This window comes from Microcystis wesenbergii NRERC-220 (assembly GCF_032027425.1).
GTDB lineage: Bacteria > Cyanobacteriota > Cyanobacteriia > Cyanobacteriales > Microcystaceae > Microcystis > Microcystis wesenbergii_A.
The window spans coordinates 312,999-329,674 of record NZ_JAVSJA010000001.1 but is presented as its reverse complement, the minus strand read 5'-3'; the positions used below and the strand labels follow the sequence as shown (position 1 = coordinate 329,674).

General features: G+C 42.1%; 12 protein-coding genes and 1 pseudogene. 3 read left to right on the top strand and 10 right to left on the bottom strand.

The features are described from left to right. Window positions 1-286 precede the first annotated feature (286 nt). Window positions 287-1,591 carry a cytochrome P450 gene (locus RAM70_RS01615; RefSeq protein WP_312672008.1) on the top strand — a complete coding sequence of 435 codons (1,305 nt, stop codon included), beginning with the start codon at window positions 287-289 and terminating at the stop codon, window positions 1,589-1,591. Window positions 1,592-1,713: 122 nt separating this feature from the next. Here the strand turns inward: RAM70_RS01615 and RAM70_RS01610 are convergent, their stop codons facing one another. From RAM70_RS01610 to glyS, 7 genes are all read right to left on the bottom strand, one after another. After that, complete coding sequence (locus tag RAM70_RS01610) at window positions 1,714-3,705, bottom strand: ABC1 kinase family protein (protein WP_312672007.1); 1,992 nt, start codon at window positions 3,703-3,705, stop codon at window positions 1,714-1,716. Window positions 3,706-4,158: 453 nt separating this feature from the next. Continuing rightward, entirely contained in the window at window positions 4,159-5,250 is a 1,092-nt protein-coding gene (locus RAM70_RS01605) for a glycosyltransferase family protein (RefSeq protein ID WP_312672006.1), read from the bottom strand. Between the two features lie 74 nt (window positions 5,251-5,324). Next, on the bottom strand, window positions 5,325-6,014 hold the full coding sequence (locus RAM70_RS01600; protein WP_312672005.1) for a retron system putative HNH endonuclease: 690 nt from the start codon (window positions 6,012-6,014) through the stop codon (window positions 5,325-5,327). After that, window positions 6,011-7,435 carry an AAA family ATPase gene (locus RAM70_RS01595; protein WP_312672004.1) on the bottom strand — a complete coding sequence of 475 codons (1,425 nt, stop codon included), beginning with the start codon at window positions 7,433-7,435 and terminating at the stop codon, window positions 6,011-6,013. Before RAM70_RS01595 ends, RAM70_RS01600 begins: the two co-directional genes overlap by 4 nt. A gap of 70 nt (window positions 7,436-7,505) precedes the next feature. After that, window positions 7,506-8,579 carry a magnesium chelatase ATPase subunit I gene (bchI, locus tag RAM70_RS01590; RefSeq protein WP_002760148.1) on the bottom strand — a complete coding sequence of 358 codons (1,074 nt, stop codon included), beginning with the start codon at window positions 8,577-8,579 and terminating at the stop codon, window positions 7,506-7,508. 83 nt (window positions 8,580-8,662) lie between these two features. Then, window positions 8,663-9,052 (bottom strand): hypothetical protein, encoded by a 390-nt coding sequence (locus RAM70_RS01585; RefSeq protein WP_312672003.1) that lies wholly within the window; start codon window positions 9,050-9,052, stop codon window positions 8,663-8,665. A 295-nt stretch (window positions 9,053-9,347) separates the two neighbouring features. After that, the gene (gene glyS, locus RAM70_RS01580) at window positions 9,348-11,480 is read right to left on the bottom strand and encodes a glycine--tRNA ligase subunit beta (RefSeq protein WP_312672002.1); all 2,133 of its coding nucleotides are present in this window, start codon (window positions 11,478-11,480) and stop codon (window positions 9,348-9,350) included. A 132-nt stretch (window positions 11,481-11,612) separates the two neighbouring features. Here glyS and RAM70_RS01575 point away from each other — a divergent pair, with 132 nt between their 5' ends. Continuing rightward, on the top strand, window positions 11,613-12,197 hold the full coding sequence (locus RAM70_RS01575; RefSeq protein ID WP_190380657.1) for a MiaE family protein: 585 nt from the start codon (window positions 11,613-11,615) through the stop codon (window positions 12,195-12,197). Window positions 12,198-12,269: 72 nt separating this feature from the next. On the opposite strand, the pseudogene RAM70_RS01570 reads toward RAM70_RS01575, so the two are convergent. The 3 genes and pseudogenes from RAM70_RS01570 to RAM70_RS01560 form a co-directional block, all read right to left on the bottom strand. Further along, window positions 12,270-12,475, bottom strand: a pseudogene (locus RAM70_RS01570) (hypothetical protein). Window positions 12,476-12,526: 51 nt separating this feature from the next. Next, window positions 12,527-13,717, bottom strand: a complete 1,191-nt coding sequence (locus RAM70_RS01565; protein ID WP_312672001.1) for a GNAT family N-acetyltransferase — start codon at window positions 13,715-13,717, stop codon at window positions 12,527-12,529. Window positions 13,718-13,972: 255 nt separating this feature from the next. Beyond that, the gene (locus RAM70_RS01560) at window positions 13,973-14,653 is read right to left on the bottom strand and encodes a RibD family protein (protein WP_312672000.1); all 681 of its coding nucleotides are present in this window, start codon (window positions 14,651-14,653) and stop codon (window positions 13,973-13,975) included. A gap of 91 nt (window positions 14,654-14,744) precedes the next feature. On the opposite strand from RAM70_RS01560, the gene RAM70_RS01555 reads away from it, so the two are divergent. Continuing rightward, entirely contained in the window at window positions 14,745-16,670 is a 1,926-nt protein-coding gene (locus tag RAM70_RS01555; protein WP_045360028.1) for a sensor histidine kinase, read from the top strand. Window positions 16,671-16,676: the final 6 nt, after the last annotated feature.

Here is a 16,676-nt window from a genome sequence, read left to right as displayed (position 1 = left end):
GCTACTTTTTGGTTTCTAAAAAGTCTAAAAGTTTTACCCAACAAGGTTTTCAGATTTATTGATCAAGCCCTAATTATGGCGGTGATCTTAAAAAATGTCAATTGGCGGCAATTCTTACTGTTGACTGACTGGTGAGATGTGTAATTAACTTTGCTTAGGTACTTACCGTTGCTGAGTGCGATCGCTAATTGCTAGGCTAGATTAGGGGATGAATTCTCCGGTGCTTTAGGTTAAAATAAACAGGGTTAATCGACGGCAACTGATTAGTTTTACCCTAGAGGCAGCGATGACTATAAGCAACGATTTACCCCTACCCCCCGGCAGTTTCGGATTACCCCTATTAGGAGAAACAATCGCTTTTTTGACCGATGGGGATTTTGCCAGTAAACGTCATAATAAATATGGTCAACTTTTCCGTACTCATATTTTTGGCAGTCCCACGATTATTTTATCCGGTACCGACGCTAACAGGTTTCTCCTCAGCAATGAGAATAAATACTTTGCGGCAACTTGGCCCAAAAGTACCAAAACTCTCCTCGGCAGCGCATCTTTAGCGGTGCATACAGGAGATGTCCACGCTTCCCGTCGTCGCTTAATCTATCAAGCTTTTCAACCCCGGTCCCTAGCAAGTTATATCCCTACGGTAGAAACAATTACCGCTCGCTATTTAGAGCGTTGGCAAACCGCAAAAACCCTGTCATGGTATCCTGAATTAAGAAACTATACCCTCGATATCGCCTGTAAATTATTTGTCGGTCTTGACCAGGGTTCTGCTACCAAATTAGGAGAAGCTTTTGATACTTGGTGTGCGGGACTATTTACTCTTCCCCTTCCCCTTCCCTGGACAGCTTTCGGCAAAGCATTACGCTGTCGAGAAGAATTACTGGAAGCCATAGAAACTATCATTTTAGAAAGACAAAAAAATGATGACTTAGGCCAGGATGCTCTGGCTATCCTTTTACAAGCTAAAGACGAAAACGGTCAAAGTTTATCCCTAGCGGAATTAAAGGATCAAGTGCTATTATTACTCTTTGCTGGTCATGAAACTTTAACCTCTGCTATCGCCACTTTCTGCCTACAAATGGCACTGCATCCCGATATTTTTCAGCTTGTCCTTGAGGAAATAACTAATTTTGATCTATCCACTCCTTTAAGCGTTGATACCCTCAAACAGATGACCTATTTAGATCGCGTTTTAAAGGAAGTTTTACGTTTTACTCCCCCCGTGGGAGGAGGATTCCGTCGGGTAATAGAAGACTGTCAATTTAACGGTTATCATTTGCCGAAAGGATGGATAGTGCAGTATCAAATCAGCAATACCCATAAAGATAATAATATTTATTCCCATCCTGAAACCTTTGATCCCGATCGCTTTTTAGCCGAAGAAAAACCCTACGGATATATCCCCTTTGGTGCGGGATTGCGCGAATGTATCGGCAAGGAATTCGCTCGTTTAGAGATGAAAATTTTAGCCGTCCGTTTAGTACAAAAATACGATTGGCAATTACTCCCCAATCAAGATCTCACCCTCACATCTATCCCCACTCCCCATCCTCGCGACGGTTTACAAGTCACCTTTAAACCCCGTTAACCGTTTAGGATAAAAAAACTTTTAAAAAAGTTTAACGTTTTTCTCTGAGCCGTGAAATTTATTCCACGGCCTTTATTATCGGAAATGCTCAGATTTTGAGCCGTCGGTGGAACTGACAGAGGTTAATCGGCAGCGGGTAAAGCTTTCGATAATTCTCCATTTTGCCGATGATTTGGTCTATCAAATTCGAGAACTAGGTAACGAATTAAACGCGCTAGGGATTTTTGTAGCAAACCTTCAGCAATTTTTTGTCCCATCTGTTGGGTTTCCGGTTTAGCGATTAGTTTAGTCATCACTGGCACCATAGCCATGGCATCGAATCCTTTCGTTTCCTGTAAAATACTAAAGATGTTGCGAAGATGCTCAAAACTCTTAGCATCACCTAATAATTCTGGGGGAGTTTCTTGCACCGCTAAACCCACCTGTTGCCGGAAATTAACCGTGAGATTAAACCAAGTTCGACGGCCGAAATTATCGAGAGTATTTACTAACTCATTAACTAATTTTTCGCGGATAAATATACCCCTGTCTGAAAGGAGAAAATCTAACGCTTGATCGGTGACTTTCTCGAAGTTAAAATCATTAGAATCTTTAGCATTTCGCAGGAGATTTTCTAAACGATTCCAGCGAAAAGTACCGTCTTTAAACAATAAATCCCGCAGGGAATCTCGCAACTCCGTAGAAGGATCGGTGAGCAGACGTTTAGCAATGTAAGGATAGGCTTTACTCAGTACCTTAAAATTAGGATCGATGCCAATCGCTATTCCCTCTAAAGTCACCATCGAGCGAATAATCAGGGCATAATAGGCAGGGACTCGAAAGGGAAACTCATACATCATCGCCGACATTTTATCGGTGATACTTTTAAAGTTTAATTCTGCCACACTCGCCCCTAAAGCATTACCGAAAACTTCCGAAAAAGCGGGAACAATTGGCTCTAAATTGGTAGTTGGTGACAGGAAGTCTAACTTAACGTAATCCTTGGCCAAAGACTCAAAATCCCGGTTGACTAAATGCACCACCGCTTCGATTAAACCGTAGCGTTGATAGGGTTCAATATTGCTCATCATGCCGAAATCAAGATAAGCTAATTTACCGTCGGGAGTCGCTAATAAATTACCCGGATGGGGATCCGCATGGAAAAATCCGTGTTCAAGTAATTGACGCAAAGAACACTGCACCCCCACATTAACTAAGTGGGTGGCATCAATACCCTGGGACTGAATTTCTTTGATATTAGTTAATTTTGTGCCGTCCACCCACTCCATGGTTAAAACCCGTCTCCCGGTATATTTCCAGTAGATTTTGGGGATGTAAATTTCGGCAATATGACCATAAAGTTGAGCGAATTTTTCGGCGTTTTGTCCTTCGTGAAGATAATTAATTTCTTCAAAAATGCGACTGGCTAATTCGTCGGTAATTGCCACTAAATCGGAGCGAAGTCTTTTAATATTACCTTTCACCCAAGTCGCCAAACTACGCATGATATACACATCTAAAGTTATACAGCGAATCAAATCGGGACGCTGTACTTTAACGGCGACTTTCTCTCCGGTTTTTAATTTACCTTTGTAAACTTGTCCTAGGGAAGCGGCCGCTATGGGATTGGGGGATAATTCTGCGTAAATTTCTTCGGGAGAATAACCTAATTCTTCTTCGATAAAACGATAGGCAATTTCATTAGGAAAAGAGGGAATTTGATCCTGGAGAGTGGTTAATTCTTCTAAATATAAAGGCGGTACTAAATCAGGCCGGGTAGAGAGAGCTTGACCGATCTTAATATAGGTTGGTCCCAATTTGGTCAACATTTCCCGCAATTGTACGGCCCGTCTAATTTCATTTTTCGGCGATTTTCCCCGCAGTTTATCCCACCAGATACCGATGACAAAAGATAAAACCGGCAGGGCAATTTCGATTAATCTCCCCACAACTTCTAGAGGTCGCCGACGGTAATAGTCGTTAATAACTTGGGGATTGTAGCGCCAACTCTCGGCTACGTTGTCATCCATGGGGCCAATATCTTCCCGATGTTCTTCGGGAATATGGACGGGCTGCACTTCAACAGTAATCGGTTCTGGGGTTTGCGTCTCTGGGGAGATCATCTGTTCGGACATAGTTCGGTGGCGGGGCAGGGTGATTTGTAAACTATTGTAACAAGTATCGGCTTTCTGCCCGATCTTGTTTCTGTCTCCCCGGTTCTCTGCTCAGGTTCGTCTTCAACTTTACCCGGGGGTTATTCGGTATTTTTGACGATTTCGAGGCTGATACTGCCCTGATTATCCCGAATGTGATTGTCAAAAAATAGCGCGGTAATTTGGCTGGTTTCTAGGACTTTGTTAAATAAACAAGGGACGGCTGACCGATAACTAAATTTACCGCTAAGTAGCTGGTTATAATTAAATTAAAAATGGATTTTAGGTTCGATCCCCCCTGCCCCCCTTGATAAGGGGGGTGCCGATAGGCGGGGGGATCCCCCCTCAATCCCCCCTTGATAAGGGGGGTGTCTGATAATTTTTAACGCCTACCTACTTAATAATCCGAGGTTAAATTGGCTAAGTTAATCATTACTATTGCCTCTCAAAGTATTCTACGATAGCTCTCGCTATCGATTCTGCACCATCTTTAGGCGGTTTAACCTTTAATCTGGGCGGTTGGGGGGCTTGGCGTAAAAAGTCCCAATTACCTTGAAAAAATTCTTTACTGCTAATAATTTGATGATCACTATAATCTTGGATTCCGGCTAATAAAATCGCTGATTCGGCGAAACCTTCTCGCATTAGGGAAACAATCGGCACCTCTAATTTTAAAGCCTCGGCAAAGGTACTATATCCCGGTTTGGAAATAATTTGATCGCACAGGGGCATAAAATCCACGGGACGATAGCTCCGATCTGGTTTATCCTGTAAGCGGACTAAATTCGGCAATTCGGGCGCGTTTTTTTCAAAAGTGATAAATTGCCAATCGGAAAAACTGGCGAGGTTATTATATGGAATTGCTTCTAATCCTAACCCCCCAAAACTCAATAAAATAGTTTTTTCTTTAGGGGCATTTAGCTTAAATTCCTGTCGTAATTGTTCTTCACTGTAGCGGGGTGTACCCCCGGTTAAACCTGCCTCGGTAACGAGAGGAAATGCTGTCATCGCTTCTGCTAAAGGCAGTTTGAACAAGCGATCGCATTGATTATAACAACGACTAATCCAATCACTAATACTGGCAAATTCTTCACCCCAATCACGATAGATAAAATCCCAGCCAAAGTTACCGATCATCCAACAAGGAAGCCCCGCACTTTTGGCAATTAGTGCCGCTAAAGGCGGTAAATCGGCCACAACTAAACCGACACGATTAGTTTTAATAAAATTAACTTCACTGGCAATAATTGACCTTGATTGAGCAATTATTTGTTCTAATTTTTCTTTAGTAGCTAATTTATCCATCGTTAAACTATCCGATTGGATTACTCCCACATCAAACCCCCGGGGTCTTTGAATATATTCTCCGGATATATAGGAATCTAATAACCAGCGCGGGGCCGTGGTGACTAATATCGGCAAAATTTCGGGATTAAGTTCAATAATATTAGCTACTACCGAAGCACTGCGGACAGCATGGCCAAAACCATGATTAGTAACGGCAAAATAAACAACAGGACGAGACATAAATATCAAGTAGGGTGAGAATAATAAGCGAGAAATTTTGTTTTTCAGACCGTAGATAATAATTACCCTTAGTTTTAGGGAGGCAAATGAGGCAGTATATAAATACTAGCAAAAGCATAATATTCCGCTCCCGGTTGACAAGCTTCTTGCAGTAAAGATAAAGCCTCCGAGTCTCCTTGTTTTGCGAAACGTAATAATGCTAACAACCTTTTAATATATTGACTACGATAGTTAATTAATTCTTTTCGTCCACGCATACCATTGAGATCGAACAAATCTTCAACAATTTGACCACGCCGATCCCGACCATAAACACTGGCCAATTTTGCCATTTCATCCCAAACAAATTCAAGATGTGTATTCGGATCGGTTACTCCATCCGTGGGGTCTATTAACAGAGGATTTCCTGTGATATCATCGAGAGGAAAATTTGTGCCTTTGTGATTGGCATCATTACATTTATCACAAGAAAGCAGTAAATTCTCCCAAGTAAAAGTCAGATCAGGATACTGGCTTTTTGGATAAAAATGTTCGATCGCTCCGTAAGTTACCACTGTAATCTTACTTTCACAGTAAGCGCATTTCCCATTAAACATTTTAACTAATGCGTCTTTAACTTGCGGATGACTGTATTTATTTTGTGCTTGGTTAATTTGAGCTTTAGTTGCCTTGTTGTTTGATTTTATTGATTCTAAAGCCTCTAGCCAACGAGCGGCATTTTTAGCTAATACGGGTGGCTCTGATATTCTGGTGACAGGAATCAAGATAAACGCTCCTCTAGTAAGGCATCAATTCGGGATTCTAAACTATTAGGTTGAATAATTTCGCTAAAGGGTTTAACTTCTCCAACAAATAATGACAGTTGTTCATATTCTTCCTTTTCTTCTGCTGCCAGATTTTTATTTTTACGATTTAGTTGGTGGTAACGCTTAATTTTATTTTCTGTCTCAGTGGGAAAGGTTGATTTCAAACCAAAAGCAGAACTTGTTAAAGTACGATCAACATTAGCCGCTAATTCTTTATAAGGAATTTCTACAATCTCTGATTCACCCGCTACCAGATCGATTCGTAGGGTTAAAGAATTTGGCCCTGCACCGGCAGCGATTAAAGGACTATGAGTAGCGACAAAGAATTGAAGCTTGGGAAAAACTTCCTGTAACCATCCAGCAATTTCCCTTTGCCAAGAAGGATGTAAATGAATATCTAACTCATCGATTAAGACGACTCCAGAAGCCTCTGTGGGGTTATCTAGATTGGGGAAGGATTGTAATAATCGCCAAATTAAATCCCCGGCTAAAGCAATCATACTCCGAAAACCATCGGATAAACTAATGGTTGGAACTTTTTGACCGTTAACTAGAAACTGAATCAAGCCATCGGCAGTTACTTCAGCAATTTCTACATTACCGGGTAACAGTTTAGTAATTGCTTCTTCGCCGATTTTTTTCATTTGTTTGGCTTGAATATCTTCAGGATTTTTGGCTATTCGATAATCTAAATACACCATCCATCTCTCAAAAGAACTTAAAGATGTATCCTCATTAAATTGGCTGAAAAAGTTGCTAGAGCGTTTCGGAGGTTCAAGACTAGGAATGATCACTTGACTCACTCGTGTCAAACGACGGAAAGCTCCATAACCGACGGCAAACCAACCATGATTATCGGAGGCAAAAGCATTGGCTCGCAACCAACTTAAAATTTTAGTATTTTCTTCGATTAATGCTGGTTCTGTATAGGTTTGTTTGTCCTTACTGCCTCCTAACTCTAACCTTTCCTTGCCTGTAACAAAATAGGAATAAGCAAAAGTTTTTCGAGTTTTATCCGTACCAAATTTTCCCGCATCCCCATCTTCCTGATGAAGCACTGCGGTTAATTTACCCGGTGTTTTAGGATTACATATCCAACCGGTCGGACGTGGTAATAATTCTTTGGCTGCTTCTGGTCCTGCGAGCAGCAAAGCTAAAGCCTGTAGAATCCTGCTTTTTCCTACTCCATTTTCTCCTAATAAAGTGATCCAATGGTAAGGTTTAGCGCGCCAATGACGTTGATTATTGGGATTACGAATAAATTTAATCTCTTGATTCTGGAAGCATTTAATGTTTTCGAGTGTTATACTTTCAACCCACATCGACATTCCCCCAGAGGATAACAGCAGTCGATAGAATTCTAGCTTATTTGGCCACATCTAGCCCTTTTTGGTCTTCATCTCTAAATCCAGTCAAAAACCCTCTCTTCGGGGAGAGGGTAAATTAGATTTAGGAATTTTCTTCTAATCCAAAGACGCGATTAAAAGCTTTCAAGACTTTATAACCAGAATCGATCGATTCTAAGGGATCTTTCCGCAAACGGTGACGTAAACAGAGAACAATTACCCGACGGATATCATCTACCGTCACAGTTGTCCGTCCTTCCAAAGCGGCCAGAGCTTTAGCGGCGCGATTGGTAACGATATCGCCGCGCAATCCATCCACGTCCAACTCGGAACAAACCTCGGAAATTTTCACCCGCAGATCATAATCAAGCTCCACAGAAGGCAAAAGATTTTGGGCCTCCACTAGCTTTCTTTGCAGTTCTTCCTGTTCTAAGTTGTATTTCTCTAAAAACGAGAGGGGATTGCCATCAAATTCCGCACGCTGTTCCACGATTTTGACCCGTAGAGGGGGTTCTTTGACGGTGTGAATCTCGGCGTGCATTCCAAAGCGATCGAGCAGTTGTGGGCGCAATTCTCCCTCTTCTGGGTTGCCCGATCCCACCAAAACAAACCGGGCCGGGTGACGGATGGAAATTCCTTCCCGTTCCACCGTATTCCAACCACTAGCGGCCGAATCCAATAGCACATCGACGAGGTGATCGTCAAGTAAATTGACTTCATCCACATAGAGAATGCCGCGGTTAGCTTTGGCCAGCAAACCGGGTTCAAAAGCTTTTACCCCTTCTGACAGGGCCTTTTCGATGTCAATCGTGCCACAGACCCGATCCTCCGTCGCACCGAGGGGCAGATCTACCATAGTGACTTTTTTCTTGGCAATGGTCAACGGGATGGCCTCGTCCACCTTTTGCCGCACCTCATCGCTCATTAAATCGGGATCATTGGGGTCAGAATTAAAGGGATCGTTAGCAACTACGTCAATCTCCGGTAAAAGGTCGGCTAAAGCCCTAATTGTGGTCGATTTTCCCGTACCTCGATCCCCCATAATCATCACCCCGCCAATTTTGGGGTCGATGACGTTGAGCATTAGGGATAATTTCATTTCTTCCTGGCCGACAATAGCGGTGAAGGGAAAAACCACGCGGCGAGTTTTCGGAGGAGCTTGGGGAGTCACGGTCATAAGTGGATTCAAAAGTCAAGAGTTGTTGCGTAAAGAATTATATCTAGTGGGGGTTCTAGCCGTCAGCTTTCAGCAAAGCTTTATCATTGTAAGTCTTTTTCCCTGCTTTTTAAGATCCAGCGCCAGAGGGGATGATGCGGCCCTTTGTCCCGAATTTTCTGCACCCGTTGCTCTAAGCGCAGTTTTTCTCTGGGGGAAAGTCCTAAAATAATGTTGCGACTTTGCCAGACTAATACTGCTCCTGTAATGGCAACACAAAAGGCTAGACCGATAGAAGGCCAGTAATTGAAAGCTAAAGCGTATCTTACGGCTGTCCAAGTAAAATACTGCCGCATTAAGGCTATATCATCGCGTAAAACCCATAAACTAGCCGAACCAATCCCTAACCAACAACCCAACACAAACAACCAACGACCCCATACCGTCAGTCGATGTAATCTTTGGACTTGTTGCTGTAGTTCAGAATCGGCCATTTCAGTTATCAGTGAGCAGTAATCAGTAATCAGTGGGGGCTCTCCCAGGTTTGGTGGGTAAAATGTATTCTAAGATACAGTCTTGCGGGCGAGTGAGTGGAAGGAATCACAGAGACACAAAGGACACAGAGATCGATCACTACTATATAAGTTAAACTTATCACACAAAGAATAAGAGAGCCCAGTGGGGAATTATGAATTATGAATTAGGAAGTGTTTTCAGTGAACAGTAATCAGTGAACTGAAAACTCAAATCTGATAACTGATAACTGATAACTGATAACTGATAACTGAATTATCCTTTGACAATTGCCCCAAAATCTGCTAGGACTCGGGCGTGATTTCGCAGTAAACCCAAAAGATTTAAACGATTGCGACGGACAGATTCTTTTTCTGCCATAACTAACACACTATTTTCGCCATCAAAAAAGTCAGCCACCACGGGAGAAATTGCCGTTAAAGCAGTGACAAGACGCTGATAATCCCTTTGCTCTCTTGCGCTGATAGTTTCGGGAATTAGGGCAATTAAAGCGTCATAAAATGCCTGTTCGGAGGATTGTTCAAATAACTCCGTATCGATGATTGCCTTGGCTTCTAGGGTAGTTGTATCTAAATCTCCTTTTTGTGCTAAACGGGTGGAGCGATTGACGGTTTCATAGATGTTGGCTAACTGACCATCCTGACGAATTTGGCATAAAAAGCGGGCGCGTTCACGGGTATCTAATAAATTTTCTAAAGCGCGAGACTTATACTCCGGATCGTTTTCCCCTAAAACTGCATTAACGAGATCATAATCTATCCTCAAATCATCAATTAAGAGAGTTTGCAGACGTTGTAAAAAGAAATCTTTAATCAGATTGGCCGGGTTAGCTTTATCGTGATGACTGGTGACAAAATCCTTAGCTATTTGCTCAATTAATGCCAAAAGATTGATATTAAAATTGGCTGACCAGATAATACTAATTATTGCATTGGCAGCCCGACGGAGAGCGAACGGATCTGAGGAACCAGTGGGCAGCATTCCCAGTCCAAAAATACCGACTAAAGTATCCAATCGATCGGCAATTCCCACCACTTGACCGGTTATTGTTTCCGGGAGTATATCCCCAGCATTGCGAGGCAGATAATGTTCAAAAATGCCCCGGGCAACTACGGCCGATTCACCACTAATTAAAGCATATTTTTCGGCCATTACTCCCTGTAATTCGGGAAATTCATAGACCATTTGGGTAACTAAATCCGCTTTACAAAGCATGGCAGTGGACTCTATATCACTGCGACTTTGTTCATCGAGATTTAACTGTTCGACAATCATCTGGGCAATTTCCATAATTCGATCGACTTTATCGCGCATGGTTCCCAATTCTTCTTGGAAAGTGACGGTTTCCAGTTGGGGAAGGAAACTATCTAAGGGTTCATCACAATCGGCAGTATAGAAAAATCTGGCATCGGCTAACCGTGCGCGGATAACCCTTTCATTTCCCGCGGAAATAATCTCAGATTTCTGGGGATCGCCATTGGAAATAGTAATAAAATAGGGTGACAAACCCTGGGGAGTTTTCACTGGGAAATAACGCTGATGTGTCACCATCACGGTAATAATTACTTCTGGGGGTAATTCCAGAAATTCATCGTCAAACTTGCCGACAATTGCCGTGGGATATTCGACTAAGTTAGTCACTTCTGCTAATAAATCTGCGGGAATTTCTGCCACTCCCTCCAGCTTTTTGGCTAGGGTGGTAATCTGATCAGTAATTATCTGTTGACGCACTTGCGGATCCGCTTCCACAAAAATCGATCGCAAACTGGTTAAATATGCTTGGGGATGACTAATGGCTAAGGATTGCGGGTGTAGAATGCGATGACCAAAAGTTAAGCGATCGCTGGTTAAAGTGGTAGAGCCATTAATTAATTCTAGGGGCAAAACTTCCCCATCCACTAAAGTTAATAACCAACGAATTGGCCGGGGAAATCTTAAATCTCCATCTCCCCAACGCATAAAACGTCTTCCTTCCAAACGGGTAATCCATTGGGGAATTAATTCAGTTAAAATCTCGGCTGTTTGACGACCTGGAATCGTTTTTTCAATATAGACAAATTCTCCTTTGTCTGTGGCACGAATGGAGAAAGCAGCGGTGCTAACTCCCTGTTTTCGAGCAAAACCCTCACCAGCGGGGGTAATTTGACCATTTTTGTAGGCGGCACTAACTGGCGGTCCTTTTATCTCCTCGCTGCGAGCCTCTTGCTCCCTCGGTAATCCTGTGATTAACACGGCCAAACGGCGCGGGGTTGCGTAAACTTGAATAGCAGTCGCGTCCAGAGATTCCGTCTCTAAACTCTTGCTAACTCTTTCCTGCAATTGTGCGATCGCGCTATCGACAAAATCTGCGGGTAGTTCTTCTGTACCGACTTCCAGTAAAAAATCCATCTGATTGATTGGCCGTGTTTATGCTTCACCAATCATCTAGGCTATCACAGAAGCCGTGTCCTTAGTTTTTGACTGGTGTTGTTCGACTTTTTGGGTTAGGGTAAAAGATGCAGCACATTGGAATCAGCGACGATGGGAAAGATTAATTTATTAGTCAGTGCCACCTCTGAGGATTGGATAGAACAGGCAATTAATAATTTAGAGATTATTCTGCTCGATCATTCCCATTGTGAGCGAAAAGCGGCAGGAGTGGCCTTAAATCTCATGTTTCGTTATCCTTCCTACGCTTCCCTCGTGCGGAAATTAACAGCGATCGCCCAAGAGGAATTAGAACATTTTGAACAGGTCAATCAATGGTTAGATAAATGGGGAATTCCCCTCGCTCCCTTGAATTCTCCCCCCTATGGTGCTAAATTAAAGGCCCAGATTCGTCACCAAGAACCCGATCGCCTTTTGGATTCTCTGTTAATATCAGCTTTAATTGAGGCGCGTTCCCACGAAAGATTAGGTTTATTGGGAGAATATTGTCCCGATCCTCAATTAGCTCAATTTTATCGCGGTTTAATGGCTTCCGAAGCCCGTCATTATGGTATTTATTGGCTATTAGCAGCGGATTATTTTGAACGGACAGTGATCGAGCAACGTTTAGCAACCCTAGGGGCGATCGAAAGTGAAATTCTCACTACTCTGCACCCGGAACCTCGTATTCATAGTTGATTGCACTAATAGAGACAATGGCTCCATCTCGCATTTGCAGAAATACGGACAATTAGCAATTATCAGTGACTCTTAAATTATTACAAATATATCAGCAGCTGCCTGTAAGCATCCCACCGAAAAACTAATGCGCTCCGGGGTTTGGGGACGGCGCTTGCGTCCCCAACGGGTAGGGTTGATTCATGAATCAACCCTACCATGAATCAACCCTAGGATTGAGTGATAAAATCGGAAGTAATGACCAATTTTAGAAGATAGTTTCCCTTTAAAAATCCCAACTCAGTAGATTTACAAAAATGAGAGGCACCCAGGGACAAACCCTATCTAAATTACTCGTTAAACTCAATTTCTCTCTTAGAAAAGGGTAAATCTTGATTGATTGCCTCAATTTCTTCCTGTTCCATTTGATTAATTTCCTGGATATAGTTGCGGATAATTTGAGTCATTTTGCCATGATAAAAACGGTGTAAACTATGATTAGCAGTGGCAGGAAAACCCCGTCTTTTTTTATGTTGTCCTCCCGCACCGGGGTCAAACATGGTAATACCTTGACTAATTGCCCAATCGATCGGTTGATAGTAACAAGCTTCAAAATGTAAACAGTCGTACTCCTGAAAACTGCCCCAGTAACGACCATAAAGATTAGTATCTTTGCGAATACAAAAAGATAAACCCACCGGTTTAGTATCTTTTTCATTTTGGTAGGCAGTAATCAAAACCACTCGCTGACGATAATTCGGATATAATTGTTCAAAAAATTTCTGTGTCAGGTATTTACTTCCCCAGTAAAATTTATCACAGGTACTGCTATAAAACCGATAAATTAACGGGAACAAATGATGGGGAATTTCTTCGGCGGCCAGAGTTTTAATAGTTAACCCCGCATTAGTCACCGCTTTCCGTTCCCGTTTAATATTGCGGCGTTGATTAGCATTAAAAACCGTCAGATAATCTTCAAAACTTTGAAAACCTTTGTTATTCCAGATATAACTATGGTGTAACCAGGGAGTAAAGCCAAAATTTTCCATTAAAATTCGCCATTGGGGATCCACAAAAAGAAAATGACAACCCGACAGATTATTTTGATCACAAAAATGATCAATTGCCGCTATCATTAAAGCAGTAATCTCCAGTTCATTTTCCCCCGGAGCAATTAAAAAACGATAACCCACCGCCGGAGTAAAAGGGGTCATTCCTAACAGTTTCGGATAGTATCTAATCCCCAAACGATGGGAAAGATCTGCCCATTGGTGGTCAAAGACAAATTCACCGTAACTATGACTTTTAATATACAAAGGAGCGGCGGCAATTAACTCAGCACCGCGCCAAACGGTTAGATGAGCAGGTTGCCACCCGGTGCGTCCCGTGGCGCTGCCGGAAGTTTCGATATTATGTAACCATTCCCACTCGAGAAAGGGAGTAGTTAGGGGTTGAGCGAGAGCATCCCATTTTTGTTGGGGAATCTCACTCATTTTATCAATCCAAGCGACAGAATATTGGGGTTTAAGCTGTTCTACCATGGGACAAGATAAGTCAACCTTTTTATTTAAGGTTTGCTGAATAAATCTAAAACCCTTGTTGGGTAAGACTTTTAGACTTTTTGTCAATCAAAAAGTACCGGACTGGGAGTGATTAGGGGTAAAATTCCGGGACTTTTTCCCTGAAAATTAGGTAACTGAGTACCTCAAAATCAGTAAAACCCTACACCCTACACCCTACACCCCACACCCTGCCCCCACCAACAAACTTTTTCAGCAGACCCTATTTAAGGTAATCTAGTTTTGAGATTTGTGGGAATCTCGTTCAAGGGAATAATGTAAGAAAATTTCTTCTTGTACGGTTTCCACGCTCAAAAGTTGTAATTTTCTGGCAGAATCAGCCATAAATCCAGTTCCCCCCAGGGGAGTTGCCGCTTTATTGCCTCCTAACAGCAACGGACAAATGGTTAGGTAGATTTCATCGATTAAATCTTCAGCTAAAAGAGAGGCAATTAATTCACCTCCTCCCAGAATCGCCAGCTTTTTAATACCTAAAACCGTAAATTGACTAAAAATAGCCTTCCAATCACCGCAGACTAAGACAAGCTCAAATAAACCCCGATTTTCCCATGCCGCCACTTTTTCCGCTGCCGTGATTAACCAGCGCGGGAAAGGCTGCTGAAAAAATTTCATCTGGGGATCAAGCTGCCCTGAATAAGAACAAACGATCTGTATCGGCTGCGGAGATAATCCCCGTTGTTGACGGTATGCGAGAAAATCGCCATGACGGATAGGAAGACTGGTGTGATAAGCGCGCAGGGTGTTAGCACCGAATAAAGCGGCATCCATGGGGGATAAATGTTGTTCTAGACGCATTTTATCGGTAGCAGAGGCAAACCTGGCCGCCGACTGGTAGGCGTCGGCAATTTTACCATCGGCACTCATGGCTAAAATAACGGTGGTGTGAGGACGATTCATGGCAAATGCTCGGGGATATCACCCGGTCCGATTGGTTAATAGGCTAGTATAGTCTGGAGTTTGATAGCAAGAATCAAACCAATTTCCGCCTATGCCTATCGGTCAATCCTCCTTTCGTCGTATTCTGCTCTCTCGCCTACTCCTAGTCAGTGTACCTGTACTACTAATGGGAGTTTATGTCACCTATCGTAAGGCGCGATCAGCTTTTTTGGAAACGGCCCGTCAAAATCTTACCGAAAGTGCCATCAGAAAGGCAGATAATATTGAGCAATCAATTCAACTTTTGCAGGCCAATCTTATCACTGCTGGCGAAAGTCTGGTTTTAAAACAGGGAAACTTAGCCGAAAAAGAAGCTTTTTTACAACAATTCACCGCGCCGCTTCCTAATCAGATTAACTGTGTGGAATTAATTGATATTAAGACCAAGAAATCTTTATTAAATCGAGCCTGTGAACCAGAAATGATCAAAGTTTTGCCTCTAGAAAGATGGGCAGAAAAACGGACTAGCTTTGCTGGTAATATCGAAAATATTTTAGTTAGAAGTTTACCCCGAAAATTTCTAATTAAATCTCTCAATAATAATCGTCAATTAGAATTAGTTTTTGCCGTTCCCATCTACGATAATCAAGGACAATTACAATCTAGTCTGATTCTGCAAACTTCTCTACTTTACGGTGAGAAGGTTTTACCCGGTTCTTTGTCAGGTTATCCCGTGGTTATTTCTGAAAATGGCATTATTCTCGCTCATCCCTATTTTCATCGCATTGGTAAGCATATCAGTCAAGAAGCTGATGCTGAACGCTTAAATAGTATTATCAGTAATGCTATCCGAGGAAAACAAAATTTCTTGCATTTATTTTCTTTCGAGAAAGATGGCAAAGAATTAGTCGCTGGTTATAGTTCCCTCCCCAGTCCAGTTACGGGAGAATCGTCCCAACAATGGGTAGTTTTAGCCATTAGTCCCCTCCCTCAAGCTCTCGCTCCTCTACAACAAATTTGGGAGGCAATTTTTTATCTGATTTCTGGTTTATTATTAGCTTATTTAGTAGCTATTGTACTGATTGCCAGGGATTTAGCTAGACCTTTAGAAAAACTGCGAGATTATGCCTTAAATATTCATAAAATTCCTTCGCAAAAGATTGGACTTCAAAACTTTAATATTCGAGAAATTAATCAGTTAGCCTCGGCCTTAGAGGAAATGCTCGAACGTTTACGCCTTTGGGGAGAGGAAATAGTTAAGAGTTGGCAAGAAGCAGAAAATGCTAATCAATTAAAAAACCAATTTTTGGCGAATACTTCCCACGAATTACGCACCCCTCTTAATGGTATTATTGGCTCAATTCGTTGCGTTATGGATGGATTTTGTAATAGTGAGGAGGAGGAAAAAGAATATCTGCAACAAGCGGATAATGCCGCCGTACATCTTTTAGGAATTATTGATGATATTCTCAGTATTGCTAAAATAGAAGCGGGCAAACTTTCCGTTAATCCTGAACCAGTAGATTTACACCAAATTATCAATGAAGTTATTAATTTACAAACAGCATCGCTGCAACGTAAGCGCTTAAAATTCAATCTACTTTTGTGTCCAGAAAATCCGATAGTTTATGCTGATCCCACTAAATTAAAACAGGTAATTTTGAATGTTATTTCTAACTCAATTAAATTTACTGATAGAGGCACAATTTCTTTGATAACTCACCTAGAACATCCACAGGCTATTATGACTATAATCGATACAGGAATCGGTATAGACCCCCGGCAGCAATCAAAATTATTCCGACCTTTTGTGATGATTGATGGTTCCACAACCAGAAAATTTAGCGGTACGGGTTTGGGATTAGCTATTTCTAAGAATTTGATGAAAATGATGGAGGGAGATATTACTATCTCTAGTCAAGGTCAAGGTTTAGGAACAACTGTGGAAATTATTCTTCCTCTAGTGGGGGAAAAAAAGCTTGATTCTACCCCAGAGGAAAACTCATCTTTGCCGATTCTTCCCTCTCTTAAAAGCTAAAATATC

Coding starts and splice junctions, on each gene's coding strand:
- RAM70_RS01615 (WP_312672008.1), top strand. CDS start 287: ATGACTATAAGCAACGATTTACCCCTACCCCCCGGCAGTTTCGGATTA.
- RAM70_RS01610 (WP_312672007.1), bottom strand. CDS start 3,705: ATGTCCGAACAGATGATCTCCCCAGAGACGCAAACCCCAGAACCGATT.
- RAM70_RS01605 (WP_312672006.1), bottom strand. CDS start 5,250: ATGTCTCGTCCTGTTGTTTATTTTGCCGTTACTAATCATGGTTTTGGC.
- RAM70_RS01595 (WP_312672004.1), bottom strand. CDS start 7,435: ATGTGGCCAAATAAGCTAGAATTCTATCGACTGCTGTTATCCTCTGGG.
- bchI (WP_002760148.1), bottom strand. CDS start 8,579: ATGACCGTGACTCCCCAAGCTCCTCCGAAAACTCGCCGCGTGGTTTTT.
- RAM70_RS01585 (WP_312672003.1), bottom strand. CDS start 9,052: ATGGCCGATTCTGAACTACAGCAACAAGTCCAAAGATTACATCGACTG.
- glyS (WP_312672002.1), bottom strand. CDS start 11,480: ATGGATTTTTTACTGGAAGTCGGTACAGAAGAACTACCCGCAGATTTT.
- RAM70_RS01575 (WP_190380657.1), top strand. CDS start 11,613: ATGGGAAAGATTAATTTATTAGTCAGTGCCACCTCTGAGGATTGGATA.
- RAM70_RS01565 (WP_312672001.1), bottom strand. CDS start 13,717: ATGGTAGAACAGCTTAAACCCCAATATTCTGTCGCTTGGATTGATAAA.
- RAM70_RS01560 (WP_312672000.1), bottom strand. CDS start 14,653: ATGAATCGTCCTCACACCACCGTTATTTTAGCCATGAGTGCCGATGGT.
- RAM70_RS01555 (WP_045360028.1), top strand. CDS start 14,745: ATGCCTATCGGTCAATCCTCCTTTCGTCGTATTCTGCTCTCTCGCCTA.